Annotated in this window: 22 protein-coding genes; 10 read left to right on the top strand and 12 right to left on the bottom strand. The window is 67.5% G+C overall.

Annotated features, from left to right (window positions below):
* Positions 1-90 precede the first annotated feature (90 nt).
* The 3 genes from aceA to HWX36_RS18245 all read right to left on the bottom strand — a co-directional run bounded on the left by aceA (position 91) and on the right by HWX36_RS18245 (position 3,980).
* The gene (gene aceA, locus HWX36_RS18255) at positions 91-1,398 is read right to left on the bottom strand and encodes an isocitrate lyase (protein WP_175953413.1); all 1,308 of its coding nucleotides are present in this window, start codon (positions 1,396-1,398) and stop codon (positions 91-93) included.
* A 411-nt stretch (positions 1,399-1,809) separates the two neighbouring features.
* Positions 1,810-3,351, bottom strand: coding sequence for a DEAD/DEAH box helicase (locus HWX36_RS18250; protein ID WP_175953412.1), 1,542 nt, complete (start codon positions 3,349-3,351; stop codon positions 1,810-1,812).
* A gap of 359 nt (positions 3,352-3,710) precedes the next feature.
* The gene (locus tag HWX36_RS18245; protein WP_011352486.1) at positions 3,711-3,980 is read right to left on the bottom strand and encodes an acyl-CoA-binding protein; all 270 of its coding nucleotides are present in this window, start codon (positions 3,978-3,980) and stop codon (positions 3,711-3,713) included.
* A gap of 148 nt (positions 3,981-4,128) precedes the next feature.
* Here HWX36_RS18245 and tsaB point away from each other — a divergent pair, with 148 nt between their 5' ends.
* Genes tsaB through HWX36_RS18225 form a run of 4 tightly spaced genes read left to right on the top strand, consistent with a single transcriptional unit; the run spans position 4,129 to position 7,376 of the window.
* Positions 4,129-4,896, top strand: a complete 768-nt coding sequence (gene tsaB / locus HWX36_RS18240) for a tRNA (adenosine(37)-N6)-threonylcarbamoyltransferase complex dimerization subunit type 1 TsaB (protein ID WP_175953411.1) — start codon at positions 4,129-4,131, stop codon at positions 4,894-4,896.
* On the top strand, positions 4,893-5,393 hold the full coding sequence (rimI, locus tag HWX36_RS18235) for a ribosomal protein S18-alanine N-acetyltransferase (protein ID WP_175953410.1): 501 nt from the start codon (positions 4,893-4,895) through the stop codon (positions 5,391-5,393). The genes tsaB and rimI overlap by 4 nt, the downstream gene beginning before the upstream one ends.
* On the top strand, positions 5,380-6,414 hold the full coding sequence (locus HWX36_RS18230) for a uracil-DNA glycosylase (protein ID WP_175953409.1): 1,035 nt from the start codon (positions 5,380-5,382) through the stop codon (positions 6,412-6,414). The genes rimI and HWX36_RS18230 overlap by 14 nt, the downstream gene beginning before the upstream one ends.
* Positions 6,411-7,376 carry a DUF1853 family protein gene (locus HWX36_RS18225; RefSeq protein WP_175953408.1) on the top strand — a complete coding sequence of 322 codons (966 nt, stop codon included), beginning with the start codon at positions 6,411-6,413 and terminating at the stop codon, positions 7,374-7,376. The genes HWX36_RS18230 and HWX36_RS18225 overlap by 4 nt, the downstream gene beginning before the upstream one ends.
* A gap of 18 nt (positions 7,377-7,394) precedes the next feature.
* On the opposite strand, the gene thiD is transcribed toward HWX36_RS18225, so the two are convergent.
* Both thiD and lplT read right to left on the bottom strand, forming a co-directional pair.
* Positions 7,395-8,204, bottom strand: coding sequence for a bifunctional hydroxymethylpyrimidine kinase/phosphomethylpyrimidine kinase (gene thiD / locus HWX36_RS18220; protein ID WP_175953407.1), 810 nt, complete (start codon positions 8,202-8,204; stop codon positions 7,395-7,397).
* 58 nt (positions 8,205-8,262) lie between these two features.
* Positions 8,263-9,570: a lysophospholipid transporter LplT gene (gene lplT / locus HWX36_RS18215; protein WP_175953406.1), complete on the bottom strand. Its 1,308-nt coding sequence runs from the start codon at positions 9,568-9,570 to the stop codon at positions 8,263-8,265.
* Between the two features lie 218 nt (positions 9,571-9,788).
* On the opposite strand from lplT, the gene alr reads away from it, so the two are divergent.
* From alr to HWX36_RS18200, 3 genes are all read left to right on the top strand, one after another.
* On the top strand, positions 9,789-10,859 hold the full coding sequence (alr, locus tag HWX36_RS18210) for an alanine racemase (RefSeq protein WP_175953405.1): 1,071 nt from the start codon (positions 9,789-9,791) through the stop codon (positions 10,857-10,859).
* Positions 10,860-10,870: 11 nt separating this feature from the next.
* Positions 10,871-12,247 carry a DNA repair protein RadA gene (radA, locus tag HWX36_RS18205; RefSeq protein ID WP_175953404.1) on the top strand — a complete coding sequence of 459 codons (1,377 nt, stop codon included), beginning with the start codon at positions 10,871-10,873 and terminating at the stop codon, positions 12,245-12,247.
* A gap of 146 nt (positions 12,248-12,393) precedes the next feature.
* Positions 12,394-12,660 carry a DUF2866 domain-containing protein gene (locus HWX36_RS18200; RefSeq protein ID WP_174944456.1) on the top strand — a complete coding sequence of 89 codons (267 nt, stop codon included), beginning with the start codon at positions 12,394-12,396 and terminating at the stop codon, positions 12,658-12,660.
* Between the two features lie 162 nt (positions 12,661-12,822).
* On the opposite strand, the gene HWX36_RS18195 is transcribed toward HWX36_RS18200, so the two are convergent.
* A complete protein-coding gene (locus tag HWX36_RS18195; RefSeq protein WP_175953403.1) occupies positions 12,823-14,754 on the bottom strand; it encodes an ATP-binding cassette domain-containing protein in 1,932 nt (643 codons plus the stop codon).
* Positions 14,755-14,890: 136 nt separating this feature from the next.
* Between HWX36_RS18195 and HWX36_RS18190 the strand changes: the two genes are divergently transcribed.
* Entirely contained in the window at positions 14,891-15,370 is a 480-nt protein-coding gene (locus HWX36_RS18190; protein WP_027787077.1) for a glutathione peroxidase, read from the top strand.
* Between the two features lie 63 nt (positions 15,371-15,433).
* Here HWX36_RS18190 and cls read toward each other — a convergent pair whose 3' ends face one another.
* The 6 genes from cls to dapC form a co-directional block, all read right to left on the bottom strand.
* Positions 15,434-16,873: a cardiolipin synthase gene (gene cls, locus HWX36_RS18185; RefSeq protein ID WP_175953402.1), complete on the bottom strand. Its 1,440-nt coding sequence runs from the start codon at positions 16,871-16,873 to the stop codon at positions 15,434-15,436.
* A 108-nt stretch (positions 16,874-16,981) separates the two neighbouring features.
* Entirely contained in the window at positions 16,982-17,890 is a 909-nt protein-coding gene (prmB, locus tag HWX36_RS18180) for a 50S ribosomal protein L3 N(5)-glutamine methyltransferase (protein WP_175953401.1), read from the bottom strand.
* An 11-nt stretch (positions 17,891-17,901) separates the two neighbouring features.
* Positions 17,902-19,041, bottom strand: a complete 1,140-nt coding sequence (gene dapE / locus HWX36_RS18175; RefSeq protein ID WP_175953400.1) for a succinyl-diaminopimelate desuccinylase — start codon at positions 19,039-19,041, stop codon at positions 17,902-17,904.
* A gap of 97 nt (positions 19,042-19,138) precedes the next feature.
* Entirely contained in the window at positions 19,139-19,507 is a 369-nt protein-coding gene (locus HWX36_RS18170) for an ArsC family reductase (protein WP_011352471.1), read from the bottom strand.
* Complete coding sequence (gene dapD, locus HWX36_RS18165) at positions 19,507-20,334, bottom strand: 2,3,4,5-tetrahydropyridine-2,6-dicarboxylate N-succinyltransferase (protein WP_014896723.1); 828 nt, start codon at positions 20,332-20,334, stop codon at positions 19,507-19,509. Before dapD ends, HWX36_RS18170 begins: the two co-directional genes overlap by 1 nt.
* A 43-nt stretch (positions 20,335-20,377) precedes the next feature.
* Positions 20,378-21,610 carry a succinyldiaminopimelate transaminase gene (dapC, locus tag HWX36_RS18160; protein ID WP_175953399.1) on the bottom strand — a complete coding sequence of 411 codons (1,233 nt, stop codon included), beginning with the start codon at positions 21,608-21,610 and terminating at the stop codon, positions 20,378-20,380.
* Between the two features lie 159 nt (positions 21,611-21,769).
* Between dapC and HWX36_RS18155 the strand changes: the two genes are divergently transcribed.
* Together HWX36_RS18155 and smc are read left to right on the top strand one after the other, a co-directional pair.
* A complete protein-coding gene (locus HWX36_RS18155) occupies positions 21,770-22,711 on the top strand; it encodes a DMT family transporter (RefSeq protein WP_175953691.1) in 942 nt (313 codons plus the stop codon).
* A 139-nt stretch (positions 22,712-22,850) separates the two neighbouring features.
* Positions 22,851-26,363, top strand: a complete 3,513-nt coding sequence (gene smc / locus HWX36_RS18150) for a chromosome segregation protein SMC (RefSeq protein ID WP_175953398.1) — start codon at positions 22,851-22,853, stop codon at positions 26,361-26,363.
* Positions 26,364-26,435 lie beyond the last annotated feature (72 nt).

Below are 26,435 nucleotides of genomic sequence, written 5' to 3'. Positions count from 1 at the left end.
CCTCCCTGATTTTTGTTCGGTGGCCGATGCCGCGCCGTCGCGAGACGGGGCGGCCATCGGCATGACGCGTGGCGCGTCGTGCTTTTCTGCTTACGCGACCTTCTTGCCGTCGAAGAACTGCTCGTCTTCGGTCGAGCCGTGCAGCGCGGTCGTCGATGCTTCGCGCTCGACCGTCTGCGTCACGGCGTCGAAGTAGCCGGTGCCGACTTCGCGCTGGTGCTTGACCGCCGTGAAGCCCTTGTCCGCTGCCGCGAACTCGGCCTGCTGCAGTTCGACGAACGCGCTCATCTGCGTGCGGGCATAGCCGTGCGCGAGGTTGAACATCGAGTAGTTGAGCGCATGGAAGCCGGCCAGCGTGATGAACTGGAACTTGTAGCCCATCGCGCCGAGTTCCTTCTGGAACTTCGCGATCGTCGCGTCGTCGAGGTTCTTCTTCCAGTTGAACGACGGCGAACAGTTGTACGACAGCAGCTTGCCCGGGAACTGCTTGTGGATCGCTTCCGCGAACTTCTTCGCGTACTCGAGATCCGGTTTGCCCGTTTCGCACCAGACCAGGTCGGCGTACGGCGCGTAGGCGAGACCACGCGAGATCGCCTGTTCGATGCCCGGCTTCGTGCGGAAGAAGCCTTCCACCGTGCGCTCGCCCGTCAGGAACGGCTTGTCGTTGTCGTCGATGTCGGACGTGATCAGGTCGGCCGCTTCCGCGTCGGTGCGGGCGACCAGCACGGTCGACGTGCCCATCACGTCGGCCGCGAGGCGCGCGGCCGACAGCTTCGCGACGGCCTCGCGCGTCGGCACGAGCACCTTGCCGCCCATGTGGCCGCACTTCTTCACCGAAGCGAGCTGGTCCTCGAAGTGGACGCCCGACGCGCCGGCTTCGATCATCGCCTTCATCAGTTCGAATGCGTTCAGCACGCCGCCGAAACCGGCTTCCGCGTCAGCGACGATCGGTGCGAAGAAATCGACGTAGCCTTCGTCGCCCGGGTTCTTGCCCTCCGACCACTGGATCTGGTCGGCGCGCGTCAGCGTGTTGTTGATGCGCTTCACGACGAGCGGCACCGAGTTTGCCGGGTACAGCGACTGGTCAGGGTACATTTCGCCCGCGACGTTCGCGTCGCCGGCCACTTGCCAGCCGGACAGGTAGATGGCCTTCAGGCCGGCCTTCACCTGCTGCATCGCCTGGTTGCCGGTCAGCGCGCCGAGTGCGTTGACGAACGGCTCGTTGTTGACGAGGCTCCACAGTTTTTCCGCGCCGCGCTTGGCGAGCGTGTGCTCGATCGGGATCGAACCACGCAGGCGGACCACGTCCTCAGCCGAGTAGCTGCGCTTGATGCCTTTCCAGCGCGGATCGGTTTCCCATTGCTTTTGCAGTTCCTGTGCCTGTTGCTGACGCGACATGATGAGCTCCTTGATGCGGTGCGATGCCTGATGGGTTGAATCTGACGGTGGTGAGGCTGTTCTCGAAGCCGGGAGCGGTGTGTTCCGGTTCGTGAGGTCTTGTATAAGAGTCTAGGCAAATCGACCAAGGCAGGACAGGGGGCTTTCCGAGGGATGGTGTAAATTTTTAGTTGTTTTAAATCAATATCTTGAAATCGTTATTTCGGGATAAGAAATGCTTTTTCCCATCCTGCAATCGCCCGGGTTGTGCCACGCAGCATGATTTTTTACGACACAAAAAAATTTTCCGCATGGTGAAATGTGGGGCGAGACGAAAAAAAACCGGCGCAGATGCGCCGGTTGGCTGGATGGGCAGGGCGGCTATCCGCGGGTCTGCCCTCCGTGGGGCGGCCGGTGGCCGCCCGTGCGTGCTTACGACGCGGAGTTGCTGCGACGCGGGCCGCCGCTGCGCTGACCGTCGCGACGCGGGCCGCCGTCACGGCTGCCGCCCGGCTTGCCGCTCCAGCCGCCGCCATTGCCGCCGCCGTAGCTGCGGCCGTTGCCGCCATGGCCACCGCCCGGCTTGCCGCCGAAACGTCGACCGCCGCTGTTACCGCCGCCCGGACGGCCACGTCCGCCGGTGCCGCCGTTGCGCGGGGGAGCCTTGCGCGGCTCGAAACCTTCGATCACGTTGACCGGCAGCGGCGAGCGCACGAAACGCTCGATGCGCTTGAGCGCGCCTTGCTCGGCGTGGTGCACGAGGCTCACCGCGATGCCCGAACGACCTGCGCGGCCCGTGCGGCCGATACGGTGCACGTAGTCTTCAGCGAACTTCGGCAGGTCGTAGTTGAACACGTGCGTGATGCCCGGGATGTCGATACCGCGTGCCGCGACGTCGGTGGCTACCAGCACGCGCACGCGGCGCTCGCGCAGCGCACGGATCGTGCGATTGCGCGCGCCCTGCGGCAGGTCGCCGTGCAGCGCGGCCGATTCGAAGCCTGCGTCGGCGAGACGGCCGGCGAGCTGGTCGGCGTCGATCTTGGTCGCCGTGAAGATGATCGCCTGGTCGAGGGCGTCGTCGCGCAGCAGGTGATCGAGCAGGCGGTCCTTGTGGTCACGGTCGTCGACGTAGTGCACGGTCTGCGCGATGTTCGCGCGCGACTCGAGGCGCTGCTGGATCTCGATGCGCTCGGGATCCTTCAGCAGGCGGCTCGTCAGCGAACCGATCTTGCCGTCGAGCGTCGCCGAGAACAGCATCGTCTGGCGCGTCGCGGGCGTCGCGGCGACGATCGTTTCGATATCGTCGATGAAGCCCATGTCGAGCATGCGGTCGGCTTCGTCGAGCACGAGCATCTTCAGCTCGGACAGGTCGATACGGCCACGCTCGAGGTGGTCGAGCAGGCGGCCCGGCGTGGCGACCAGGATTTCGGGGTTCTTCGCGAGCAGCATCAGTTGCTGGCCGTAGGCGACGCCGCCGAGGATGCTGACCGTGCGCAGGCGCTTCAGGTGCTTGCCGTAGGTCGATGCGGCCGTGGTGACCTGCATCGCGAGTTCGCGGGTCGGCGTCAGCACGAGCAGGCCCGGGCGCGCGACGGGTTGCGGGCGGCGCACGCGGCGGTCGCCCTGGCTTGCTTCGCGCGGCGCGCGCGGTTGCTGCGCGAGCGTCTTCTGGAGCTGCGCGAAACGTTCGATCGCGGGCAGCATGAATGCGGCCGTCTTGCCCGAACCGGTCGGGCTCGACACCAGCAGGTCGCGGCCGGCGATGCCGGCCGGAATCGCGCGCTGCTGGACCGGCGTCGGCTTCACATAGCCGGCGGCCTGCAGCGCGGAGACGATCTCCGGCGACAACCCGAGCGACGCGAAGCTCGGCTCGTCCGACGCCGGTTCGACCGCGGCCGGTGCGGCGGCGTCGTCGAGACCGAGCGCCTGGTCGGCGATCGCGTTGAGCGGGCTGGAGTTGATGCTCGAAGTCATAACAATCCTTGAAACACAGTGGGTGAAACGTCGGCGCCAATCGCGCATACCCAAGTCGTCGGATTCAGCGAGCAAATCGGGAAACGGGTGCAATCCGCCGAACAGTCGGCGGATGAGGCATTAGAAGCTGTTTTGGGTGCGGCGCGCTTCAGGAGCGGGGCCGCCAGCCTGATAAGTGACGACCGCTAGGGTCGAAGCAGGAGGGGACAGGTTCTAAACCGGATTGGAGCTTAACGCTACGAGGCGTCGGGCCGGAACGGCATGCGAGCCGAGCGCGGAGGTGACGCAGGCCGCATTATAAAGAGATTTGCTGCGCTGCGCCACTGATTTGATTGCCTATTGCGAAGGGCGTGGTTCGGTCAGGAAGCCGTGCCGTTCTTCAGCGATTCGACGAGTTCGATGTACTGCTGCTTCGCCGCATCCTGCGACGTGCCCTTCAGCGCATCCCAAGCGTCGTACTTGTATTTGCCGACGATGTCGGTGAAACCCGGCTTGTCGCCATGGGCGTCGCCGTCGGTCGCCTGCTTGAAGAGCGCGTAAAGGCGCAGCAGGGTCAGGTTGCCCGGACGCTCCGTCAGTTGCTTGACGTCGATCTGGGCCTGGTCGAATTGGGCGGTGAGTTCGCTCATCGGGTGTCTCCGTAAGGGTTTCAGGTCGGGCGATCTTAACAAGCGGACCGCCGCGCGGGGTCGAGCGATCCTTCCAAACCGCCGCCCGGTGCCGCGCGCACGCACGGATCGGGCCCGATCGCCCGTGGGAGCGGGGCGTCGCATTACAATGTCGCCCATGACGCAAACAGTGCTCCTCGCCATCGATACGTCGACCGAATACTGCTCGGTCGCGCTGCTGCGCTCGGCCCATGCCGACGACGCCGTTTCCACCCCGCAAACCTGGGTCCGCCACGAACTGACGGGCGCCGTGTCGAGCACACGCGTGCTGCCGGCCATCCAGGAGCTTTTCGCCGAATCGGGGCTGACGCTCGCCGATTGCGATGCGATCGCGTTCGGCGCGGGCCCCGGCTCGTTCACGGGCCTGCGCACCGCGACGGGCATCACCCAGGGTCTCGCGTTCGGGCGCGGGCTGCCGGTCGTGCCGATCGGCACGCTGCTCGCGTGCGCCGAGCACGCGCGGCTGCGCGCGCCCGGCACGACCCGCGTGCTGGCCGCGCTGGATGCGCGGATGGATGAAGCCTACTGGGCGGATTTCGCGTGGGACGACAGCGCCGGCGACTGGCGCACGCTGCATCCGGCTTCGCTCGATGCGCCGGGTGCCGTCGGCGTGCCCGATGCGCCGTTCACGCTCGCGGGCAATGCGGCTGCCGCGTTCGGCGCGCAGTTGCCGGCCGCCGCGCACGCGGCCGTGATCGACGGTGACGCGATGCCGCACGCACTGGCGGTTGCCCATGCCGCTTTGCGTGCGTTCCGCGCCGGCCGCGCGGTGCCGGCCGATCAGGCCGCGCCGGAGTACGTGCGCGACAAGGTTGCACAGACCACTGCCGAGCGCGTCGCAGCACGGGCCGCGCAGGCGGGCGGAGCGAAGGGATGACAGGCGTACTGTTGAGCGACCGCTATCTGGCGCCGATGACGGATGCCGATCTCGACGAGGTCGTCTCGATCGAACAGGTCGCGTACGAATTTCCGTGGAGCCGCGGCAATTTCGAGGATTCGTTGCGCAACGGCTATCTGGGCGTGTGCCTGCGGCACGTGACGGGTTCGCTGATCGGCTATTGCGTGCTGATGCCCGTGATCGACGAAATGCACCTGCTGAACCTGTGCGTCGCGCCGGCCGCGCAGCGCGCGGGCGCGGGCCTGGCGCTGCTGCGCGAGGCCGTGCGCATTTCGCGCGCGGAAGGGCTCGACGGCGTGCTGCTCGAGGTGCGGCCGTCCAACCCGCGCGCGATTCATCTGTACGAGCGTTTCGGCTTCTTGACGATCGGCCGGCGCAAGAATTATTACCCGGCGAAGCATCGCGGTCGGGAGGACGCGATCGTGATGCGTCTGACGCTGAACAAGAACGAAGGAGACGCGCATGGCATGGGCTGAAGCGGCGCTCGAGGAAATGGGCCTCGCGCAGATCTGGGTGCGGCGCGGGCAAGGCGTGAATGAAGGCGCGGACGAGGGCGCGGCAACCGGCGCGCACGCCGCCGCGCAAACCAGTGAGACTGACGTCGCGCCGGCCGTCGCGACCGAGCGACCTGCGCGCTCCGCGCGTACGCCGGTGCAGGACGATGCACCGCCGGCAGTGGCGCGGCGCGTCGATGCTCCGCCGGCTCGCGAGCCTGTCGCTCCGGCGCGGCGTGTCGACGATGGCGATCGCGCGCCTGCACCGGTTGCGCCGGTCGCGTCGGCCGACACGATGCCGCCGATCGACGACATGCCGCCTGCCGGACCCGACGATTTTGCGTGGTTCGATGCGGCGCCGCCGGGCGACCCCGTGCCGGTGGCCGAATCGCGTCCCGTCGGTGCGCCGGTTGCCGCGCTCGACTGGGATGCGCTGGCTGCACGCGTGTCGGACTGCACGCTTTGCCGGCTGTGCGACAAGCGGACCAACACCGTGTTCGGCGTCGGCGACCGCGAAGCGGACTGGATGCTGATCGGTGAAGCGCCGGGCGAGAACGAGGACAAGCAGGGCGAGCCGTTCGTCGGCCAGGCCGGCAAGCTCCTCGACAACATGCTGCAGTCGCTGTCGCTCAAGCGCGGCGACAACGTGTACATCGCGAACGTGATCAAGTGCCGGCCGCCCGGCAACCGCAATCCGGAGCCGGACGAGGTCGCGAGCTGCGAGCCCTATCTGCAGCGCCAGGTCGCGCTCGTGAAGCCGAAACTGATCGTCGCACTCGGCCGTTTCGCCGCGCAGACCCTGCTGAAGACGGACGCGAGCATTGCGTCGCTGCGCGGCCGCGTGCATGCATACGAAGGTGTGCCGGTGATCGTGACCTACCACCCGGCGTACCTGTTGCGCAGCCTGCAGGACAAGTCGAAGGCGTGGGCCGACCTGTGCCTCGCGCGCGACACGTTCCGGCGCGCAGAGGGCGGCGACGCGAACGGGCCGGCCGGACAATGACGACCGGCGCGGCGGTCGCATTCGTCGATACGCTGCACGACGTCGCGGTCCGGGATCTGGGCTGGCTGCTGGCCAGCCCGAGCCTGCTGACCGCGGTGCCGGCCGCGCCGCTTGCGCGTCCGTGGCTGGATGCGGTCGGGCAATCGGCTGTCGAAACATGGCTCGCCGCGCTCGATGCGCAGCCCGAGCCGCTGCATCGCGCACTCGACGGGTTCCGGCCGACCCGGCTCGGCCGCTACGCCGAATGCCTGCTCGAGTATTTCCTGACGCATGGGCCGTCGCTGCGGCTCGTCGCGGCCAATCTGCCGCTGCGCAGCAACGGCAAGACGCTCGGCGAGGTCGATTTTCTCGTCGACGCACCGGACGGGCAGCGCCTGCACTGGGAGCTCGCGGTGAAGTGCTATTTGTGCGCGCCGGTACAAGCCGGTGCGTCGCTCGCCGATTTCGTCGGCCCCAATCTCGTCGACCGGTTCGACCGCAAGCGCAGCCGGTTGCTCGAGCACCAGTTGCGGCTCGGCGATCGGGACGCGTTCGCGCGGCTCGGCTACGGCGCGCCGTCCGATGCGCAGATGTTCATCAAGGGCTGGCTGTTCTATCCGTACGGTGCGCCTTTGCCGCCCGTGTCCGCCGAAATCGCGCCGGATCACCCGCGCGGTTTCTGGCTCACGCACGCGCAGTGGCCGGCCTGGGCGGCCGCGCAGCGTGCCGGCGTTGCGTGGGGTGTGCTGCCGCGGCTGGCGTGGCTCGCGCCGCGGCGCGCTGCCGCCGACGCCGGCTTCGAACCTCAACCGCTCGCGGCCGCACTCGAGCTGCCGCCCGTGCTGGCGAAGCGTCAGGCCCCCGACCTGATCGGCGTCCATGTGAAGGGGGACGATGGCACGTGGCGCGAGACGGCGCGCGGCTTCGTCGTGCCGGACGACTGGCCGGCGCGCGCGCAGGCGTTCGCGGCGCAGGATCACTGACGCCGCGCTAGCCGGCGCTTACCACCAGCGATGGAAGTGATGGACGGGGCCGACGCCGTGCCCGACGTCGAGGCGGCCACTCGCGGCGATCGCGCCGGTCAGGTAGATCTTGGCTTCGCGCACCGCGCTTTCGAGGTCGGGCTGCTGCGGCAGCAGCGCGGCGATCGCCGACGACAGCGTGCAGCCGGTGCCGTGCGTGTTGCTGACCGGTACGCGTGCGCCGTCGAGCCGCACGATGCGCGCTGCTTCGACGAGCCAGTCGGGGCTCGCGGACGCGTCGGGCAGGTGGCCGCCTTTCATCAGCACGGCGCGCGCGCCGGTCTGTAACAAGGCCTGTCCTTGCCGGACCATGTCGTCTTCGGTGGTTGCGGGCGCATCGTTCAGCAGGGCGGCCGCTTCGGGCAGGTTCGGCGTCACGACCGTCGCGAGCGGCAGCAGCGCGTCGCGCAACGCGTCGACGGCATCGGGCGCGAGCAGCGCGTGCGAACTCTTCGAGATCATCACCGTGTCGAGCACGACGAAGCGTGGCGTGTAGCGCCGCAGCGCGTCGGCGACCGCGTGCACGATCGCGGCATTCGCGAGCATCCCGATCTTGACCGCATCGATGCGGATATCGCCGAACACCGCGTCGAGTTGTGCGGCCACGAACGCCGCGTCCGGCGCATGCACACCCGTCACGCTGCGCGTGTTCTGAGCGGTCAGCGCAGTGATCACGCTCGCGCCATATGCGCCGAGCGCGGAAAAGGTCTTCAGGTCGGCCTGGATGCCTGCGCCGCCACCCGAATCGGAGCCGGCGATCGTCAGGATGTTGGGTATCGGGTGCGTCATGAGGGCAACGCGCCGGTTCGAGGACCGGCGCCGGCGGACGGAAACGGGAAGGGTAGCGTCAGTGCCGCGATTCGCCGATCAGCGCGACCGAGTCGAACTGGCGCTGGTTCGCCTGGTGACGGCGCATCACGAGCCACATCGTCAGGCAGACGAACGTGCCGAACAGCACGATCACGACGCCGACCGGCACGTCGAGCCACACGAGCACCGCATACAGGCACAGCATCACGAGTACCGACAGGTTCTCGTTGAAGTTCTGCACCGCGATCGAGTGGCCGGCCGACAGCAGCACGTGGCCGCGATGCTGCAGCAGCGCATTCATCGGAACGACGAAGTAGCCGGACAACGCGCCGACGCAGATCAGGAAGATGTACGCAACGATCAGGTACACGGGCATGCGCAGGTGGCCGAAGTGCACGGCCCAGTGCGACGGGAACAGGTCGCGCGTGTAGAACGCCATCAACATCACCGCGATGCCCATGATGATGCCGACGGGCAGCACGGTCAGCGATTTCTTCAACGGGATCCGCGCCGCAGCAGCGATTGCGCCTGCGGCGACGCCGACGGCGACCACGGCCTGCAGGATCGCGCCTTCCGACAGCGACATGCCGAGCGAGACTTCAGCCCACTTCAGCACGATGAACTGCAGCGTCGCGCCCGCGCCCCAGAACAGCGTCGTGACCGCCAGCGAGATCTGGCCGAGCTTGTCGCGCCACAGCACCATGAAGCAGTCGGCGAAATCCGTGAGGAGCTTGACCGGGCCGCGTTCCTGCTTCGGGTAGCGGGCGCCCGTATCGGGGATGCGAAGGTTGAACAGCGCGGCGATCACGTAGATCGCCATGATGATCGCCATTGCCGCTTCGGCGGGCGTGCTGATCCAGGCGGGCGTGTGCGCGATCACGTGCGATGCGATGTGCGGGCTGATCAGCGCACCGCCCAGCACGGTGCCCAGAATGATCGAGCTGACGGTCGTGCCTTCGATCCAGCCGTTCGCGGCGACCAGCCGGTCGGCCGGCAGCAGCTCGGTGAGGATGCCGTATTTCGCAGGCGAGTAGGCCGCCGCACCGAAACCGACGATCCCGTACGCGATCAGCGGGTGGGCGCCGAACAGCATGATCATGCAGCCGACGACCTTGATCGAGTTGGTGATGAACATCACGCGGCCCTTCGGGCGCGAATCCGCGAAGGCGCCGACATAGGCCGCCAGCACCACATAGGACAACACGAAGAACAGCTTCAACAGCGGTGTCATCCAATTGGGGGCGTGGAGGTCTTTCAGCAGGGCGATGGCGGCGATGAGGAGCGCATTGTCGGCCAGCGACGAGAAAAACTGCGCGGCCATGATGGTGTAAAAACCTTTTTTCATCTGATGCGATGCTTTCGTCGCTGCGGCAGGGCCGCGTAGGCCGCCTGATATGCGATCGGCTTATTCCGTTCGAAATGGGTTGTGCGCACGGCTTTATAACATGAAAATACGCCAATTCGGACTAGCAAGATTCCCCGATCGTTCCGCAAATTGTCGGCTTCAGTGCTCAAAAGGCACGGTAAGCTGATGATTCGCAAGCGTCTTTACGTAAATTTCCCATGCCGCGCCCGATCTCCGCCACCATCCATACCGCCGCTCTCGCGAACAATCTCTCCGTCGTCCGCCGCTTTGCCGGCCCGTCCAAGGTCTGGGCGGTCGTCAAGGCCAACGCGTACGGCCACGGTCTCGCGCGTGCGTTTCCCGGCCTGCGCGGCACCGACGGCTTCGGCCTGCTCGACCTCGACGAGGCCGTCAAGCTGCGCGAGCTCGGCTGGGCCGGCCCGATCCTGCTGCTCGAAGGGTTCTTCCGCTCGACCGACATCGACGTGATCGACCGCTACAGCCTGACCACGACCGTCCACAACGACGAGCAGATGCGGATGCTGGAAACGGCGCGGCTGTCGAAGCCCGTCAACGTGCAGCTCAAGATGAACAGCGGGATGAACCGGCTCGGCTACCTGCCGGAAAAATACCGCGCCGCATGGGAGCGCGCCCGTGCGTGCCCGGGCATCGGCCAGATCACGTTAATGACCCATTTTTCGGATGCGGACAACGAGCGCGGCGTCGCCGAGCAGCTCGCGACGTTCGAGCGCGGCGCGGAAAACATCGCCGGTGCGCGCAGCCTCGCGAACTCCGCGGCCGTGCTGTGGCATCCGGATACGCACTTCGACTGGGTTCGCCCGGGGATCGTGCTGTACGGCGCATCGCCGTCCGGGTCGTCGTCCGACATCGCCGATACCGGGCTGAAGCCTGCGATGACGCTCGCGTCCGAGCTGATCGCGGTGCAGACGATCGGGAAGGGCCAGGCCATCGGCTATGGTTCGACGTTCTCCGCGCAGGCACCGATGCGGATCGGCGTGGTCGCGTGCGGTTACGCGGACGGCTATCCGCGGGTCGCGCCCGAAGGCACGCCCGTGATCGTCGACGGCATCCGCACGCGGATCGTCGGTCGCGTATCGATGGACATGATCACCGTCGACCTGACCCCGTGCCCGCAGGCCGGTGTCGGCGCGCGCGTCGAGCTGTGGGGCAACGCGCTGCCGATCGACGACGTCGCCCGCCATTGCGGGACGATCGGTTACGAGCTGATGTGCGCGGTCGCCGGCCGCGTGCCCGTGCGAGCGGAATAAGGGCGTCGCGCGTGGCCAAACAGAAAACCGTATACGTCTGCAGCGAGTGCGGCGGACAGACCCCGAAGTGGCAGGGCCAATGCCCGTCGTGCCAGGCCTGGAACACGCTGGTTGAATCGGTCGCCGAGGCGCCGTCGGCCCATCGTTTCCAGTCGCTCGCGAAGCGGGCGCCCGTCCAGCGTCTCGTCGACATCGAAGCGGCCGACGTGCCGCGCTTCTCGACCGGCATCGGCGAATTCGACCGCGTGCTCGGCGGCGGGCTGGTTGCCGGCGGCGTCGTGCTGATCGGCGGCGACCCGGGCATCGGCAAGTCGACGCTGCTGCTGCAGTCGCTCGCGGACATCGCGAGCGAGCGGCGCGCGCTCTATATCAGCGGAGAGGAATCGGCCGCGCAGATCGCGTTGCGTGCGCAACGGCTTGCGCTGCTCGACGGCGGTGCGCCGGCGGATGAACTGAAGCTGCTCGCCGAGATCCAGCTCGAGAAGATCCAGGCCGCGATCGATACGGAACGGCCGGACGTGGCCGTAATCGACTCGATCCAGACCGTCTATTCGGAAGCGCTCACGTCGGCGCCGGGCTCGGTCGCGCAGGTTCGCGAGTGCGCGGCGCAGCTCACGCGCATCGCGAAGCAGTCGGGCACCGCGATCATCATGGTCGGGCACGTGACGAAGGAGGGCAACCTGGCCGGCCCGCGCGTGCTCGAGCACATCGTCGACACGGTGCTCTACTTCGAAGGCGACACGCATTCGTCGTTCCGGCTCGTGCGTGCGTTCAAGAACCGCTTCGGTGCGGTCAACGAACTCGGCGTGTTCGCGATGACCGAGCGCGGCCTGCGCGGCGTCACGAATCCATCCGCGCTGTTCCTGTCGCAGCACGAGCAGGTCGTGCCCGGCTCGTGCGTGCTCGTCACGCAGGAAGGTACGCGCCCGCTGCTCGTCGAAATCCAGGCGCTCGTCGATACGGCGCACGTGCCGAACCCGCGCCGGCTCGCGGTCGGCCTCGAGCAGAACCGGCTCGCGATGCTGCTCGCGGTGCTGCACCGGCATGCGGGTATCGCGTGCTTTGACCAAGATGTCTTTCTCAATGCGGTTGGCGGCGTGAAGATCACCGAGCCGGCCGCCGACCTCGCTGTGCTGCTCGCGATCCATTCGTCGATGCGCAACAAGGCGTTGCCGAAAGGGCTGATCGTGTTCGGCGAAGTGGGGCTGGCGGGCGAGATCCGGCCGTCGCCGCGCGGGCAGGAGCGGTTGCGCGAGGCCGCGAAGCTCGGCTTCACGTCCGCGCTGATTCCGAAGGCGAATGCGCCGAAGCAGCCGATCGAAGGGCTGAACGTGATGGCCGTCGATCGGCTCGAACAGGCGATCGACCGCGTTCGCGATCTCGAGTGACCGGCCCGGCAGGCGCCCGGACCATACGTGCTGGCGATCTGTCGCGTAATTCTCTGTAAAGAAGATGTAGGGTTATGTAACCCGACGGACATTGCTTTTCCCTATCCTTTGCCCGATTGTCGAACCGCGCAATGCGAAGGGAACCTATGTTGAAATCGTACGGGGAAGCGCCGAGCGGACGCCTTTACAACCTGCGTGGCTGTCGCGTGTCGGAGCCGATTCGCCAACCCTGGGGCGGCGGATGCCGGATCGTCGAATGGATCGACGAAGAGGGGCGCCTGGCGCGCAAGGTCGTGTCCGAGGATGTGACGGAAGCGGAAGTGGCTGCGGCGATCAGGCGGCCGACCGAAGGGCGCCGGTACCTGATGGGTGACGACGAGCAGATGCCGCGCGACACGTTGCCGCGACGCTGAGCCGGTAGGCGGCGAGCGGCCGGCGAACGACGGCAAAACGAGGCCGGGCCAATGTGCCCGGCCTCGTTGCATCCGGGCCCTGTGCGGGCCTGATGGTTTGTCGAAGAACCCGTCGCCGGCTTGCCGGGCTGGCGGCGCCGGCCGGCGGTACAGCGGCCGCGGTCAGCCGATCTGCTCGAGCTCTTCCTGCGCGGCGAGCCAGTCGACCTCGACCGTTTCGAGACGCGTGTTGATGTCCCCGAGCTTGCGGATCGCATCGGTCAGTTCCGTCTTGCGCTCGGCTTCGTAGCTCGCCGGATCGGCGACGAATGCGTCGAGGCGCGCCTTCTCCGCGTGCAGCGTCTCCATCTCCTTCTCGAGCTTCGTGATGCGCGTCTGCAGCGGTTTCTTCAATACCGACAGGCGCTGCCGCTCCTCGGCGGCCTGACGCTTCTGGTCCTTGCGGTTGGTTGCGGCGCCCGCGCCCGGCGAAGCCGCGCTGTCGGCCTTCGCGGCGGCGCGCTGCTCGGCCGCGTGCTGCAGCAGCCAGTCGCGGTAGTCGTCGAGGTCGCCGTCGAACGGCTGCAGCCGGTGCTTCGCCACCAGCATGAACTGGTCGGTCGTTGCGCGCAGCAGGTGGCGGTCGTGCGAGACGAGGATCAGCGTGCCTTCGAACTGCGCGAGCGCCATCGTCAGCGCATGACGCGTTTCGAGGTCGAGGTGGTTGGTGGGTTCGTCGAGCAGCAGCAGGTTCGGCTTCTGCCAGATGATCAGCGCGAGCGCGAGGCGTGCTTTTTCACCGCCCGAAAACGGCCCGACCGGGGTGGTCGCCATGTCGCCCGAGAAGTTGAAGCCGCCGAGGAAGTCGCGCAGTTCCTGCTCGCGCGTGTCGGGCGCGAGCCGCGCCAGATGCGCGAGCGGCGAATCGTCCTCGCGCAGCGTTTCGAGCTGGTGCTGTGCGAAATAGCCGATCGTCAGCCCCTTGCCGTCGCGGACGTGCCCCGACAGCGGCGCGAGCGTGCCGGCCAGCGTCTTGATCAGCGTCGACTTGCCCTGGCCGTTCGCGCCGAGCAGGCCGATGCGCTGGCCGTTCTGGATCGACAGCGCGACGCGCTCGACGATCGGGATCTCTGCTCCGCCGTCGGCACGGTAGCCGCAGCGGACGTCTTCCATCACCATCATCGGATTCGGCGCGGCATCGGGCGTACGGAATTCGAACGTGAACGGCGACGCGATGTGCGCGGGCGCGATCAACTCCATCTTCTCGAGCGCCTTCATCCGGCTCTGGGCCTGCTTGGCCTTGGTCGCCTTGGCCTTGAAGCGGTCGACGAAGCTCTGCAGGTGTTCGATCGTCTTCTGCTGCTTTTCGTAGGCGCTTTGCTGCAACGCCAGTTGCTGGGCGCGCAGCACTTCGAACTGCGAGTAGTTGCCGCCGTAGCGCTTCACCTGGCGGTTTTCCAGATGCAGCGTGACATTGCAGATCGAATCGAGGAATTCGCGGTCGTGCGAAATCACGACGAGCGTGCCGGGGTAGCGGTGCAGCCAGTCTTCGAGCCAGACGATCGCGTCGAGGTCGAGGTGGTTCGTCGGTTCGTCGAGCAGCAGCAGGTCGGAACGGCACATCAGCGCCTGCGCGAGGTTCAGGCGCATGCGCCAGCCGCCGGAGAAGCTGGCGACGGATTCGCGCGTCTGCGCGAGCGTGAAGCCGAGCCCGAGCAGCAGCGCCTCGGCGCGGGCGGGTGCGGTGTAGCCGTCGGCGTCGGCGAACGCCGCGTGCGCGTCGGCTTCGGCGGCGCCGTCATGCGCGGCGGACGCGGCGGCGATGCGCGCTTCGATCTCGCGCAGCGCGGCGTCGCCGTCGAGCGTGTAGTCGAGCGCCGAGCGGTCGACGGCGGGCGTTTCCTGCGACACATGGGCGATCCGCCACGACGGCGGCATCGAGAAATCGCCGCTGTCCGAGTGCAGCTCGCCGCGCAGGACCGAGAACAGGGTCGACTTGCCGGCGCCGTTCGCGCCGATCAGGCCGGCTTTCTCGCCGGGATTGAGTACGAAGGAGGTCGACTCGAACAGCGGCTTGGTGCCGCGCGCAAGGCTGAACTGATTGAAACGGATCACGGCGGAGATGACTGGCCAAAACCGCTATTCTAGACTGCGTGCCGCTCGCGCCGGGCATTGGCCGTTCGGCGGATGCCGCAACGGGGCAATTTCGCCTAGACTTCACGTCGATCCGGTTTCGTAAGAGGAGTGCCCGATGTCCACCCTGTATTCGTTCAGCGCAGAGACGCTTGCCGGCGCGCCGGCCTCGCTCGACGCGTATCGCGGCAAGGTGCTGCTGATCGTCAACACCGCGAGCGAGTGTGGTTTCACGCCGCAGTACGCGGGCCTGCAGAAGCTGTACGACCAGTACGCGGCACGCGGCTTCTATGTGCTCGGTTTTCCGTGCAACCAGTTCGGCAAGCAGGAGCCCGGCGACGCCGCGCAGATCGGCGCGTTCTGCGAGCGCAATTACGGCGTCACGTTCCCGATGTTCGCGAAGATCGACGTGAAGGGCGACCATGCGCATCCGCTGTACCGGTACCTGACCGACGAGGCGCCCGGCATCCTCGGCCTCAAGGCGATCAAGTGGAATTTCACGAAATTCCTGATCGATCGGGAAGGGCGCATCGTCAAGCGCTACGCGCCGTCGACCAAGCCCGACGAAATCGCCGCGGATATCGACAAGCTGCTGTGACGGCTGCCGGCGGCGTTCGCGGCGCCGGTGCGGATCGCACGGGCGCCGCCACCGTCCCGGCCGTCAGAGGATCGGGGCGAACAGCCGTGCGACGTGCATCGCGATGCGCCGCCAGGCGGGCGACCGGCGGTATTCGTTCGCATCGACCTCGTACGCCTGCGCGAAATCGGCATCCAGCATCGTCTCGACCTCATCGGCGAACATGCGGTCGACGGTCAGCACCATGATCTCGAAATTGAGGCGGAACGAGCGGTTGTCGAGATTCGCGCTGCCGATCGCCGCCGCGATGCGGTCGATCAGCACGACCTTCTGGTGCAGGAAGCCGGGCCGGTAGCGGAACACCTTGACGCCCGCATCGACCAGGTCGCGTGCGTACAGCTTCGACGCTTCGAACACCACGTAGTGATCGCGCCGGCTCGGGATCAGGATGCGCACGTCGACGCCGCGCATCACGGCGAGCTTCAACGCGGAGATCACGGCTTCGTCGGGGACGAGGTACGGCGTGGTGATCCAGACCCGCTCGCGCGCGGCGTTGATCGCCTCGACGAAGAACAGCGAGCCCGTCTCCTGCTTGTCGGCCGGCCCCATCGGCACCGCGAGGCAATGCATGTTGTCGCTGGGCTGAGCGGGCGGCGGCAGCGCGAGGGGCGGCAGTTTCTGCGTCGCCCAGTGCCAGTCTTCGGCGAACACGTACTGGATGCTCGCGACCACCGGGCCGCGGATCTCGATGTGCGTGTCGCGCCACGGCGACAGGCGCGGCTTCGCGCCGAGATACTCGACGCCGACGTTGTGGCCGCCGACGAACGCGCGATTGCCGTCGACGACGACGATCTTGCGATGGTTGCGGAAGTTGAGCTGGAAACGGTTGACGAACTTCCGGTTGGTCGCGAACGGATGCACTTCGACGCCACCCCGGCGCAGCGTGTCGACGTAGCTGTGCGGCAGGTCGAAGCTGCCGATGCTGTCGTACAGCAGGCAGCAGCGCACGCCGGCTGCCGCACGCGCGAGCAGCGAGTCGCGCAGCATCCGGCCGAGCGCATCGTCGCGCACGATGAAGAACTGCACCACCACGTAGTCACGCGCGGCGTCGATAGCCGCCAGGATCGCCGAGAACGTCGCGTCGCCGTTCACGAGCGTGCGCACCGAGTTGCCGCCGAGGAACGGCATGCCGCCGAGCCGCGTGAGCGCGAGCACTGCGGCCTGGCCGAGCGCGTCGGCGGCCGGCCCGTCGGTCGCGTCGGTGCTGAGCCAGGGCGAGCGCGGTGTGTGCGTGCGCAACATTTCCAGCTCGTGGCGCCGTGCGTCGACGTAGCCGGAGAACTTGCTGCGGCCGAGGAACAGGTACGGAATGAGCGTCAGGTACGGCATGGCCGCGAGCGAGACGGCCCACGCGATCGCGCCTTGCGACGTGCGTGTGTTCATGATCGCGTGGCACGCCGCGACGATCCCGAGCACGTGGATGGTCAGGATCAGGGTGCCGAGATGTAGCCAGTCTAGGGTCATGGGCGCGTGACGGACTCCTGAGGTCGCGCGGCCGGGCGGCCGCCTACGCGCATCTTACCCAACCGTGCGGTGCAACGGTGCACCGCACGGTGGGCAAGCCGGAAAGTCTCAGCCCTTGCGCGGCAGGTCGGACGCCTGGATCAGGAACACGGCGTCGTCGCCCCCGCTGGTGGGCAGCCATGTGAGTTCGAGGCCACCGAACGCGGCTTCGACGTTTTCGCGCTCGTTGCCGATCTCGACGACGAGCACGCCGTCGTCGTGCAGCCAGCGATGGGCCTCGGCGACGATGCGTCGCACGATGTCCATCCCGTCGTCGCCACCCGCGAGCGCCATCTCCGGCTCGTGCCGGTACTCGGGCGGCAGCGCGGCCATCGACGACGCGTTCACGTACGGCGGGTTCGTCAGGATCACGTCATAGCGTGAGCCCGGGTCGGTGCGGAACGCGGGCAGCGGCGCGTAGAGGTCGCCGCGATGCAGCGCGACGCGGTCTTCGAGGCCGTAGTCGCGCACGTTGATCTCGGCAACTTCGAGTGCCTTGTCGGACAGGTCGACCGCGTCGATCTCGGCGTTCGGGAACGCGCTCGCCGCGAGGATCGCGAGGCAGCCGGAGCCCGTGCACAGCTCGAGCACTGCACCGACCTGCTCGGGATCGGCGACGTACGGCTGCAGCCCGTCGTCGAGCAGCTCGCCGATGAACGAGCGCGGCACGATCACACGTTCGTCGACGTAGAAGCGGTGGCCGTGCATCCACGCCTCATGCGTGAGGTAGGCGGCCGGCACGCGGTCGGTCGCGCGCCGTTCGATCACCGCCAGCACGGCCGCGATTTCGTCGGGCAGCAGCCGCGCGTCGAGGAACGGTTCGAGCGTGTCGAGCGGCAGGTCGAGCGTGCGCAGCACGAGGTAGGCCGCTTCGTCGTACGCATTGTCGGAGCCGTGGCCGAACGCGAGCTTCGCTTTCGAGAAGCGCGTGACCGCGTAGCGCAGCAGGTCGCGAACAGTGGCAAAAGGTGTCGTCATGCGAGGCTCCGTCAGGCGATCAGTTGTTCGAGCACGCGGCGGTACACGTTCTTCAGCGGGTCGACGAAGCGCACTTCGATGTGCTCGTCGATCTTGTGGATGCTGCCGTTCGGCGGGCCGAACTCGATCACCTGCGGGCAGATGCGCGCGATGAAGCGGCCGTCCGACGTGCCGCCCGTCGTCGACAGTTCGGTCGTGATGCCGGTCTCGGTGCGGATCGCGTTTTCCAGCGCGCCCGACAGCTCGCCGCGCGGCGTGAGGAACGGCAGGCCGCTTACCGACCATTTCAGCGTGTATGCGAGGCCGTGCTTGTCGAGGATCGCATGCACGCGCGCCTGCAGGCCCTCGACCGTACTGGCGGTCGAGAAGCGGAAGTTGAACAGCAGGTCGGCGTGGCCGGGAATCACGTTGGTCGCGCCAGTGCCGGCGTGCAGGTTCGACACCTGCCAGGTGGTCGGCGGGAAGTATTCGTTGCCTGCGTCCCACTGCTCGGCGGCGAGCTCCGCGAGCGCAGGCGCCAGCAGGTGGATCGGGTTCTTCGCGAGGTGCGGGTACGCGATGTGGCCCTGTACGCCCTTGACGACGAGTTCGCCCGACATCGAGCCGCGGCGGCCGTTCTTGACGACGTCGCCGAGCTCGGTGGTCGACGTCGGCTCGCCGACGATGCAGTAGTCCATGCGTTCGCCGCGTGCTTCGAGCAGCTCGACGACCTTCACGGTGCCGTCGGTGGCGGGGCCTTCCTCGTCGCTCGTGATCAGGAACGCGATCGCGCCGCGGTGGCCGGGATGGGCCGCGACGAATTCCTCGGACGCGACGACGAACGCCGCGAGCGACGTCTTCATGTCGGCCGCGCCGCGGCCGTACAGCTTGCCGTCGCGATGGGCGGGGATGAACGGCGGCGAGCTCCACTGCTCGAGCGGGCCGGTCGGCACGACGTCGGTGTGGCCCGCGAACGCGAGCAGCTTGCCGTCGCGGCCGTCGGTGCCGCGCTTGACGGCCCACAGGTTGGTCACGCCGTGCGACGAGATGGTCTCGCATTCGAAGCCGAGCGCGGCGAGGCGCTCGATCATGATCTGCTGGCAGTGCTGGTCGTCGGGCGTCACGGACGCGCGGGCGATCAGTTGTTCGGTAAGGGCTAGGGTGGCGGACATGGTTCGGACCACTTTCGATAAAAAATGCCGGCGCGGTGGCCGGCAGCGATGAGACGTCGTGCGCTGCGCGAACGGGCGCCGCGCAGCGCGGGCAGCCCTATGCGGCAAACAGCGCCGCGTATTGATCGGCCGCGAAGCCGAGCGATTTCACACGGCCGTTGACCACCAGCACGGGGCGCTTGATGACCGACGGCTTGTGGATCATCAGCGCGACCGCGCCGGCCTTCGTTTCGGCGGCCGCCTTCATCGCGTCGTCCAGGCCGCGCCACGTCGTGCCGCGCTTGTTGACGAGCGCGTCGAGCGACACGTCCTTCAGCCAGTCCTCGACGAGCGGTGCGCTGACTCCGAGCTTCTTGAAGTCGTGAAACTCGAATTCGACGCCGTGATCGTCGAGCCAAACGCGGGCCTTCTTCACGGTGTCGCAGTTCGGAATGCCGTAGACGACCACGGTGTGCGGCTTTGCCATCAGTCGCCTCGCAGCAGCTCGTTCAGGCCGACCTTCGCGCGCGTCTTGGCGTCGACCTTCTTGACGATCACCGCGCAGTACAGGCTGTGCGAGCCATCCTTCGACGGCAGGTTGCCGGCGACGACGACCGAGCCGGCCGGGATGCGGCCGTAGCTGACTTCGCCCGTCTCGCGATCGTAGATCTTGGTGCTCTGGCCGAGGTACACGCCCATCGAGATCACCGAGTTTTCCTCGACGATCACGCCTTCGACGACTTCCGAGCGCGCGCCGATGAAGCAGTTGTCTTCGATGATGACCGGGTTCGCCTGCAGCGGCTCGAGCACGCCGCCGATGCCGACGCCGCCCGACAGGTGCACGTTCTTGCCGATCTGCGCGCACGAACCGACCGTTGCCCAGGTGTCGACCATCGTGCCTTCGTCGACGTACGCGCCGATGTTGGTGTACGACGGCATCAGCACGACGTTCTTCGCGATGAACGAGCCGCGGCGCGCGATGGCCGGCGGGACGACGCGGAAGCCGCCTGCGGCGAAATCTTCAGCGGTGTAGTTCGCGAACTTCGACGGCACCTTGTCGTAGAACTGCGAGTAGCCGCCGGCGGGCATCGGTGCGTTGTCCTCCAGGCGGAACGACAGCAGCACGGCCTTCTTCAGCCACTGGTGCACGGTCCAGTTGCCGTCGATCTTCTCGGCAACGCGCAGCGCGCCTTTGTCGAGCTGCTCGATCGCGTGCGCGACGGCTTCGCGGACGTCGGCCGGTGCGGCCTTCGGCGACAGCTCGGCGCGGTTGTCCCAGGCGGTATCGATGATTTGCTGAAGTTGTTGCGACATGTTCGTTTTCGCAGGAGATGGATGGAATTGATCGGATGGACGATTACCGCGCGAGAGACCGGCAGAAATCGACGATGCGTTGCGCGCCCTCGACGCATTCGGGGGTGCCCGCGACGAGCGCGATCCGGATGAAATCGCGGCCCGGATTCGTGCCGTGCGCGTCGCGCGCCAGGTACGAGCCGGGCAGAACCGTCACATTATAGTCGGCGTACAGGCGGCGGGCGAACTCGGTGTCCGACAGCCCGGTGCGCGACACGTCGGCCCACAGGTAGAACGCCGCGTCCGGCAGCTTCACGTCGATCACGTCGGCCAGCATCGGCGTGACGGTATTGAACTTCTGCAGGTACAGCGCGCGGTTCTCGCGCACGTGCGCCTCGTCGTTCCACGCGGCGATGCTCGCGTGCTGCCAGACCGGCGACAGCGCCGCGCCGTGATACGTGCGGTACAGCAGGAATTTCTTCAGCAGCGCCGCGTCGCCGGCGACGAAGCCCGAGCGCATGCCCGGCACGTTCGAGCGCTTCGACAGACTCGACAGCATGACGAGCCGCTCGAAGCCGCGGCCGAGGCGGTGCGCGGCCTCGAGGCCGCCGAGCGGCGGCGCCGCTTCGTCGAAATAGATTTCCGAATAGCACTCGTCGGATGCGATCACGAAACCGTGGCGGTCGGACAGCGCGAACAGCTCGCGCCAGTCGTCGAGCGTCAGCACGGCGCCCGTCGGGTTGCCCGGCGAGCAGACATACAGCAGTTGCGTGCGCGCCCAGACTTCGTCGGGCACGGACGCGTAGTCGCACGCGAAGTTGCGGGCCGGGTCGCTGTTCGCGAAATAGGGTTCGGCACCGGCCAGCAGCGCCGCGCCTTCGTAAATTTGATAGAAAGGATTCGGACAGAGTACGATCGCTTTCTCGCCCCGCTCGGACGGGCGTGCGTCGATCACCGTCTGCGCAAGCGAGAACAGTGCTTCGCGCGACCCCGACACGGGCAGCACCTGCGTCGCCGGATCGATGGCCGGCAGCCCGTAGCGGCGCTCGAGCCAGTGCGCGATCGACGTGCGCAGCGCGTCCGAGCCGGCGGTGGCCGGGTACGATGCGAGACCGTCGAGCGCGGCCACCACGGCGTCGCGGATCAGCGCCGGAGTCGCATGTTTGGGCTCGCCGATGCCGAAGCTGATCGGTTTGAGGGCGCCGGAGGGCGTCACGTCCTTGAACAGGGCGCGCAGCTTTTCGAAGGGATAGGGCTGGAGCGAGTCGAGTCGAGGGTTCACGGGCGAAGCGGCCATCGCGGCCGGTTGGAGCGAAAGAAGCGGCGGGCGCGCCGCGCGGCTGCGAACGGGCGCGGATGGCGCGCGGGTCGCAACGGACGATTATAGCGTGACGGAATGCGGTCGCGGCCCGCCGGAACGGCGGCCGGGCCAGTCGAATAAAGGGTATTGAACCAAATGAATAACGCGGTACGCGGCAGCCTGCCGACGCTGGCCATCCTGATCGGCGCATCGGTATGGGGCCTGATCTGGTATCCGCTGCGGATCCTGGCGTCGCTGGGCGTGACGGGCACGCTGGCGAGCGCGCTGACGAGCCTCGTCGCCTTCCTGTTCGTGATATTCGCGCGGCACCGCACGATCTCGACGCTGCGCTGGCACTGGGTGCTGCCCGGCATCGCGGTGACGGCCGGCGTGACGAACCTCGGGTTCGTGTGGGGCACGATCCACGGCGAAGTGCTGCGCGTGATGCTGCTGTTCTACCTGACCCCCGCGTGGACCGCGATCTACGCGCACTTCCTGCTGCGCGAGCGGCTGACCTGGGCCGGCGCCGGGCTCGCGGCGCTGTCGATCGGCGGTGCGATGCTGATGCTGTGGTCGCCGAAGCTCGGCCTGCCGCTGCCGGCCACCCCGGCCGAATGGGCCGGTCTCGCGGCCGGGTTGAGCTTCGCGATGAGCAACGTGCTCGTGATCAAGGCGAGCCGCGAGTTGCCGGAGATGCGCGCCGAGATGCGCACCGCGACGCTGTTCGGCGGCGCGGCCGTGTTCGGCGCGATCGCGTCGCTGTTCGAGGGGATACCGGCGGCGCCGGCGGGCGGCCAGCTTGGCACGGCCGCGCTGATCATCGTTGCGATCGGCGTGACGATGGCGTCGAACAACCTGCTCGTGCAATACGGGCTGGCGCGCGTGCCGGCGAACCGTGCGTCGATCATCATGCTGTTCGAGATCGTGATCACCGCGCTGTCGGCGTGGGTGTTCGCGAACGAGCTGCCGAGCGCGCGCGAGTGGGCGGGCGGCGCGTGCATCGTGCTGGCGACGCTGCTGTCGAGCCGGGTCCATCGCGCCGCGCCGGCACCGGACAAACCCGGCGACGGTCGGGACGGTGCACGCGCGATGGTATGATGGAAGCCGTTTGCGGGGCCCAACGCTGGATGCGCGCGGCCCCGCTTTTGAATTCCGGGGCGCATCGCGCGCATGGGCCGTCCGGCCTCGCGCAGTGCGGCTCCGTCCGTTTCACACCTTCTTCACATCCGATACCGCCGTGCGTCTGAGCTCGATCAAACTCGCTGGCTTCAAATCCTTTGTCGATCCCACGCATTTCCAGGTTCCGGGCCAGCTTGTCGGCGTGGTGGGCCCGAACGGGTGCGGCAAGTCCAACATCATCGACGCCGTGCGCTGGGTGCTCGGCGAGTCGCGCGCTTCCGAGCTGCGCGGCGAGTCGATGCAGGACGTGATCTTCAACGGCTCGACCGCCCGCAAGCCCGGCAGCCGGGCCAGTGTCGAACTGATCTTCGACAACTCCGACGGCCGCGCGGCCGGCCAGTGGGGCCAGTACGGCGAGATCGCCGTGAAGCGCGTGCTCACGCGCGACGGCACGTCGAGTTACTACATCAACAACCTGCCGGCGCGCCGCCGCGACATCCAGGACATCTTCCTCGGCACCGGCCTCGGGCCGCGTGCGTACGCGATCATCGGGCAGGGCATGATCGCGCGGATCATCGAGGCGAAGCCGGAAGAGCTGCGCGTGTTCCTCGAGGAAGCCGCGGGCGTGTCGAAGTACAAGGAACGCCGCCGCGAAACCGAGAACCGCCTGCACGACACGCGCGAGAACCTGACGCGCGTCGAGGACATCGTCCGCGAACTCGGCGCGAACCTCGAGAAGCTCGAGGCGCAGGCCGTCGTCGCCACCAAGTACAAGGAACTCGTCGCCGACGGCGAGGAGAAGCAGCGCCTGTTGTGGCTGCTGCGCAAGAACGAGGCCGCCGGCGAACAGCAGAAGCAGCAGCGTGCGATCGAACAGGCGCAGATCGACCTCGAAGCGCAAACGGCGAAGCTGCGCGAGGTCGAGGCGCAGCTCGAGACGCTGCGCGTCGCGCATTACTCGGCAAGCGACGCGATGCAGGGCGCGCAGGGTTCGCTCTACGAGGCGAACGCCGAGGTGAGCCGCCTCGAAGCCGAGATCAAGTTCATCGTCGAATCGCGCAATCGCGTGCAGGCGCAGATCGCCGCGCTCAATGCGCAGCGCGAGCAATGGCGCGCGCAGGCCGAGAAGGCGCAGGACGAGCTCGAGGAAGCCGAGGAAGCGCGCGCGATGGCCGACGAGAAGGCCGCGCTCGCCGAAGACAACGCGGCCGCGAAGCACGACGCGTTGCCGGCGCTCGAGGCGAAGTGGCGCGACGCGCAGGCGCAGCTCAACGACGAGCGCGCGCGGATCGCACAGACCGAACAGTCGCTGAAGCTCGAAGCCGCGCACCAGCGCAACGCCGACCAGCAGCTCCAGCAGCTTCAGCAGCGCCATGAGCGCCTGAAGAGCGAAGCGGGCGGGCTCGACGCGCCGGACGAAGCCCAGCTCGAAGAACTGCGCATGCAACTCGCCGAGCAGGAAGAGATCCTGGCCGAAGCGCAGGCGCGTCTTGCCGATGCGCAGGAAACGGTGCCGCGCCTCGATGGCGAACGGCGTGCCGCGCAGGAGCGCGTGCAGGCCGAAGCCGCGCAGATCCACCAGCTCGAGGCGCGTCTCGCCGCGCTGAAGCAGTTGCAGGAAAACGTGCAGACCGAAGGCAAGGTGCAGCCGTGGCTCGACAAGCACGAGCTCGGCGCGCTGCCGCGTTTGTGGAAGAAGCTGCATGTCGAGGCGGGCTGGGAAGCCGCGCTCGAAGCCGTGCTGCGCGAGCGCCTCGCCGCGCTCGAAGTGTCGAATCTCGACTGGGTGAAGGCTTTTGCCACCGACGCACCGCCCGCGAAGCTCGCGTTCTACGCACCGCCCGTGGCCGGCGAACCGCCTGCGGCCGTGGCCGGCCTGCGTCCGGTGCTGTCGCTCGTGCGCATCGACGATGCGGGCATCCGCGCGGTGCTGAACGACTGGCTCGGCAGCGTGTACGTCGCCGACGACGTCGCGCAGGCGCTCGCGACGCGCGCGCAGCTGCCGGCAGGCGGCGCGTTCGTCGTCAAGGCCGGCCATATCGTCACGCGCGTCGGCGTGCAGCTGTATGCGGCCGATTCGGAGCAGGCCGGGATGCTGGCCCGTCAGCAGGAAATCGAAAACCTGACGCGCCAGGTGCGCGCGCAGGCGCTGCTCGCCGACGAGGCGCGCACGGCAGCCGTGCGTGCGGAAGCCGCGCACACGCAGGCCACGCAGGCGCTCGGCGACGTGCGAGCGCAGGCCGAACGTGCGACGCAGCGCGTGCACGCGCTGCAGATGGACGTGCTGAAGCTCGCGCAGGCGCACGAACGTTACACGCAGCGCAGCACGCAGATCCGCGAGGAACTCGAGGAAATCGGCGCGCAGATCGAAGAGCAGCGCGCGATGCGCGCGGAGTCGGAAGCGAATTTCGAGCGTTTCGACGGCGAACTCGCGGAACTGCAGGCGCGCTTCGAGGACAACCAGCTCGCGTTCGAAGCGCTCGACGAATCGCTGACGCAGGCGCGTCAGGAAGCGCGCGATCTGGAGCGCGGCGCGAACGATGCGCGCTTCGCCGCGCGCAACGCGGTGACCCGGATCGACGAGCTCAAGCGCAGCATCCAGGTCGCGCACGAGCAGAGCGAGCGCGTTGCCGCGTCGCTGGAAGACGCACGCGCCGAGCTCGAGACGATCAACGAGCAGACCGCGCACACGGGCCTGCAGGACGCGCTCGAGATTCGTGCGGTGAAGGAAGAGGCGCTGCAGGCCGCACGAATCGAACTCGACGACCTGACTGCAAAACTGCGCGCGTCGGACGAGCAGCGGCTCGTCGCCGAGCGCTCGCTGCAGCCGCTGCGCGACCGCATCACCGAATTGCAGTTGAAGGAGCAGGCCGCGCGCCTGTCGGTCGAGCAGTTCGCCGAGCAGCTCGCGACGGCCGAGGTCGACGAGGCCGCGCTGAGCGAGAAGCTGACGCCGGATCTGAAGCCGTCATACCTGCAGGGCGAGGTCACGCGCCTGAACAACGCGATCAACGCGCTCGGCCCGGTGAACATGGCCGCGCTCGACGAGTTGAAGGCCGCGAGCGAGCGCAAGGTGTTCCTCGACGCGCAGTCGGCCGACCTGATCGACGCGATCACGACGCTCGAGGACGCGATCCACAAGATCGACCAGGAAACCCGCACGCTGCTGCAGGGCACCTTCGACGAGGTCAACCGTCACTTCAGCGACCTGTTCCCGCGCCTGTTCGGCGGCGGTCAGGCGAAGCTGATCATGACGGGCGACGAAATTCTCGACGCCGGCGTGCAGGTGATGGCGCAGCCGCCCGGCAAGAAGAACGCAACGATCCACCTGCTGTCGGGCGGCGAGAAGGCGCTGACCGCGACCGCGCTGGTGTTCGCGATGTTCCAGCTGAACCCGGCGCCGTTCTGTCTGCTCGACGAGGTCGACGCGCCGCTCGACGACGCGAACACGGAGCGTTTCGCGAATCTCGTGCGCGCGATGTCCGACAAGACGCAGTTCCTGTTCATCTCGCACAACAAGATCGCGATGGAAATGGCGCAGCAGTTGATCGGCGTGACGATGCAGGAGCAGGGCGTGTCGCGGATCGTCGCGGTGGACATGGAAACCGCCGCGGGTTTTGCCCAGAATTGATGTTTGACGAAACCGGACCGCGTTCGCGCGGCGCATGGGCGCCCGTTCGCGGTTCCGACGAACAAGAATTGC

The organism is Burkholderia sp. BCC0405, assembly GCF_902833075.1.
Lineage (GTDB): Bacteria > Pseudomonadota > Gammaproteobacteria > Burkholderiales > Burkholderiaceae > Burkholderia.
This window is presented reverse-complemented; position numbering and strand designations above follow the sequence as displayed.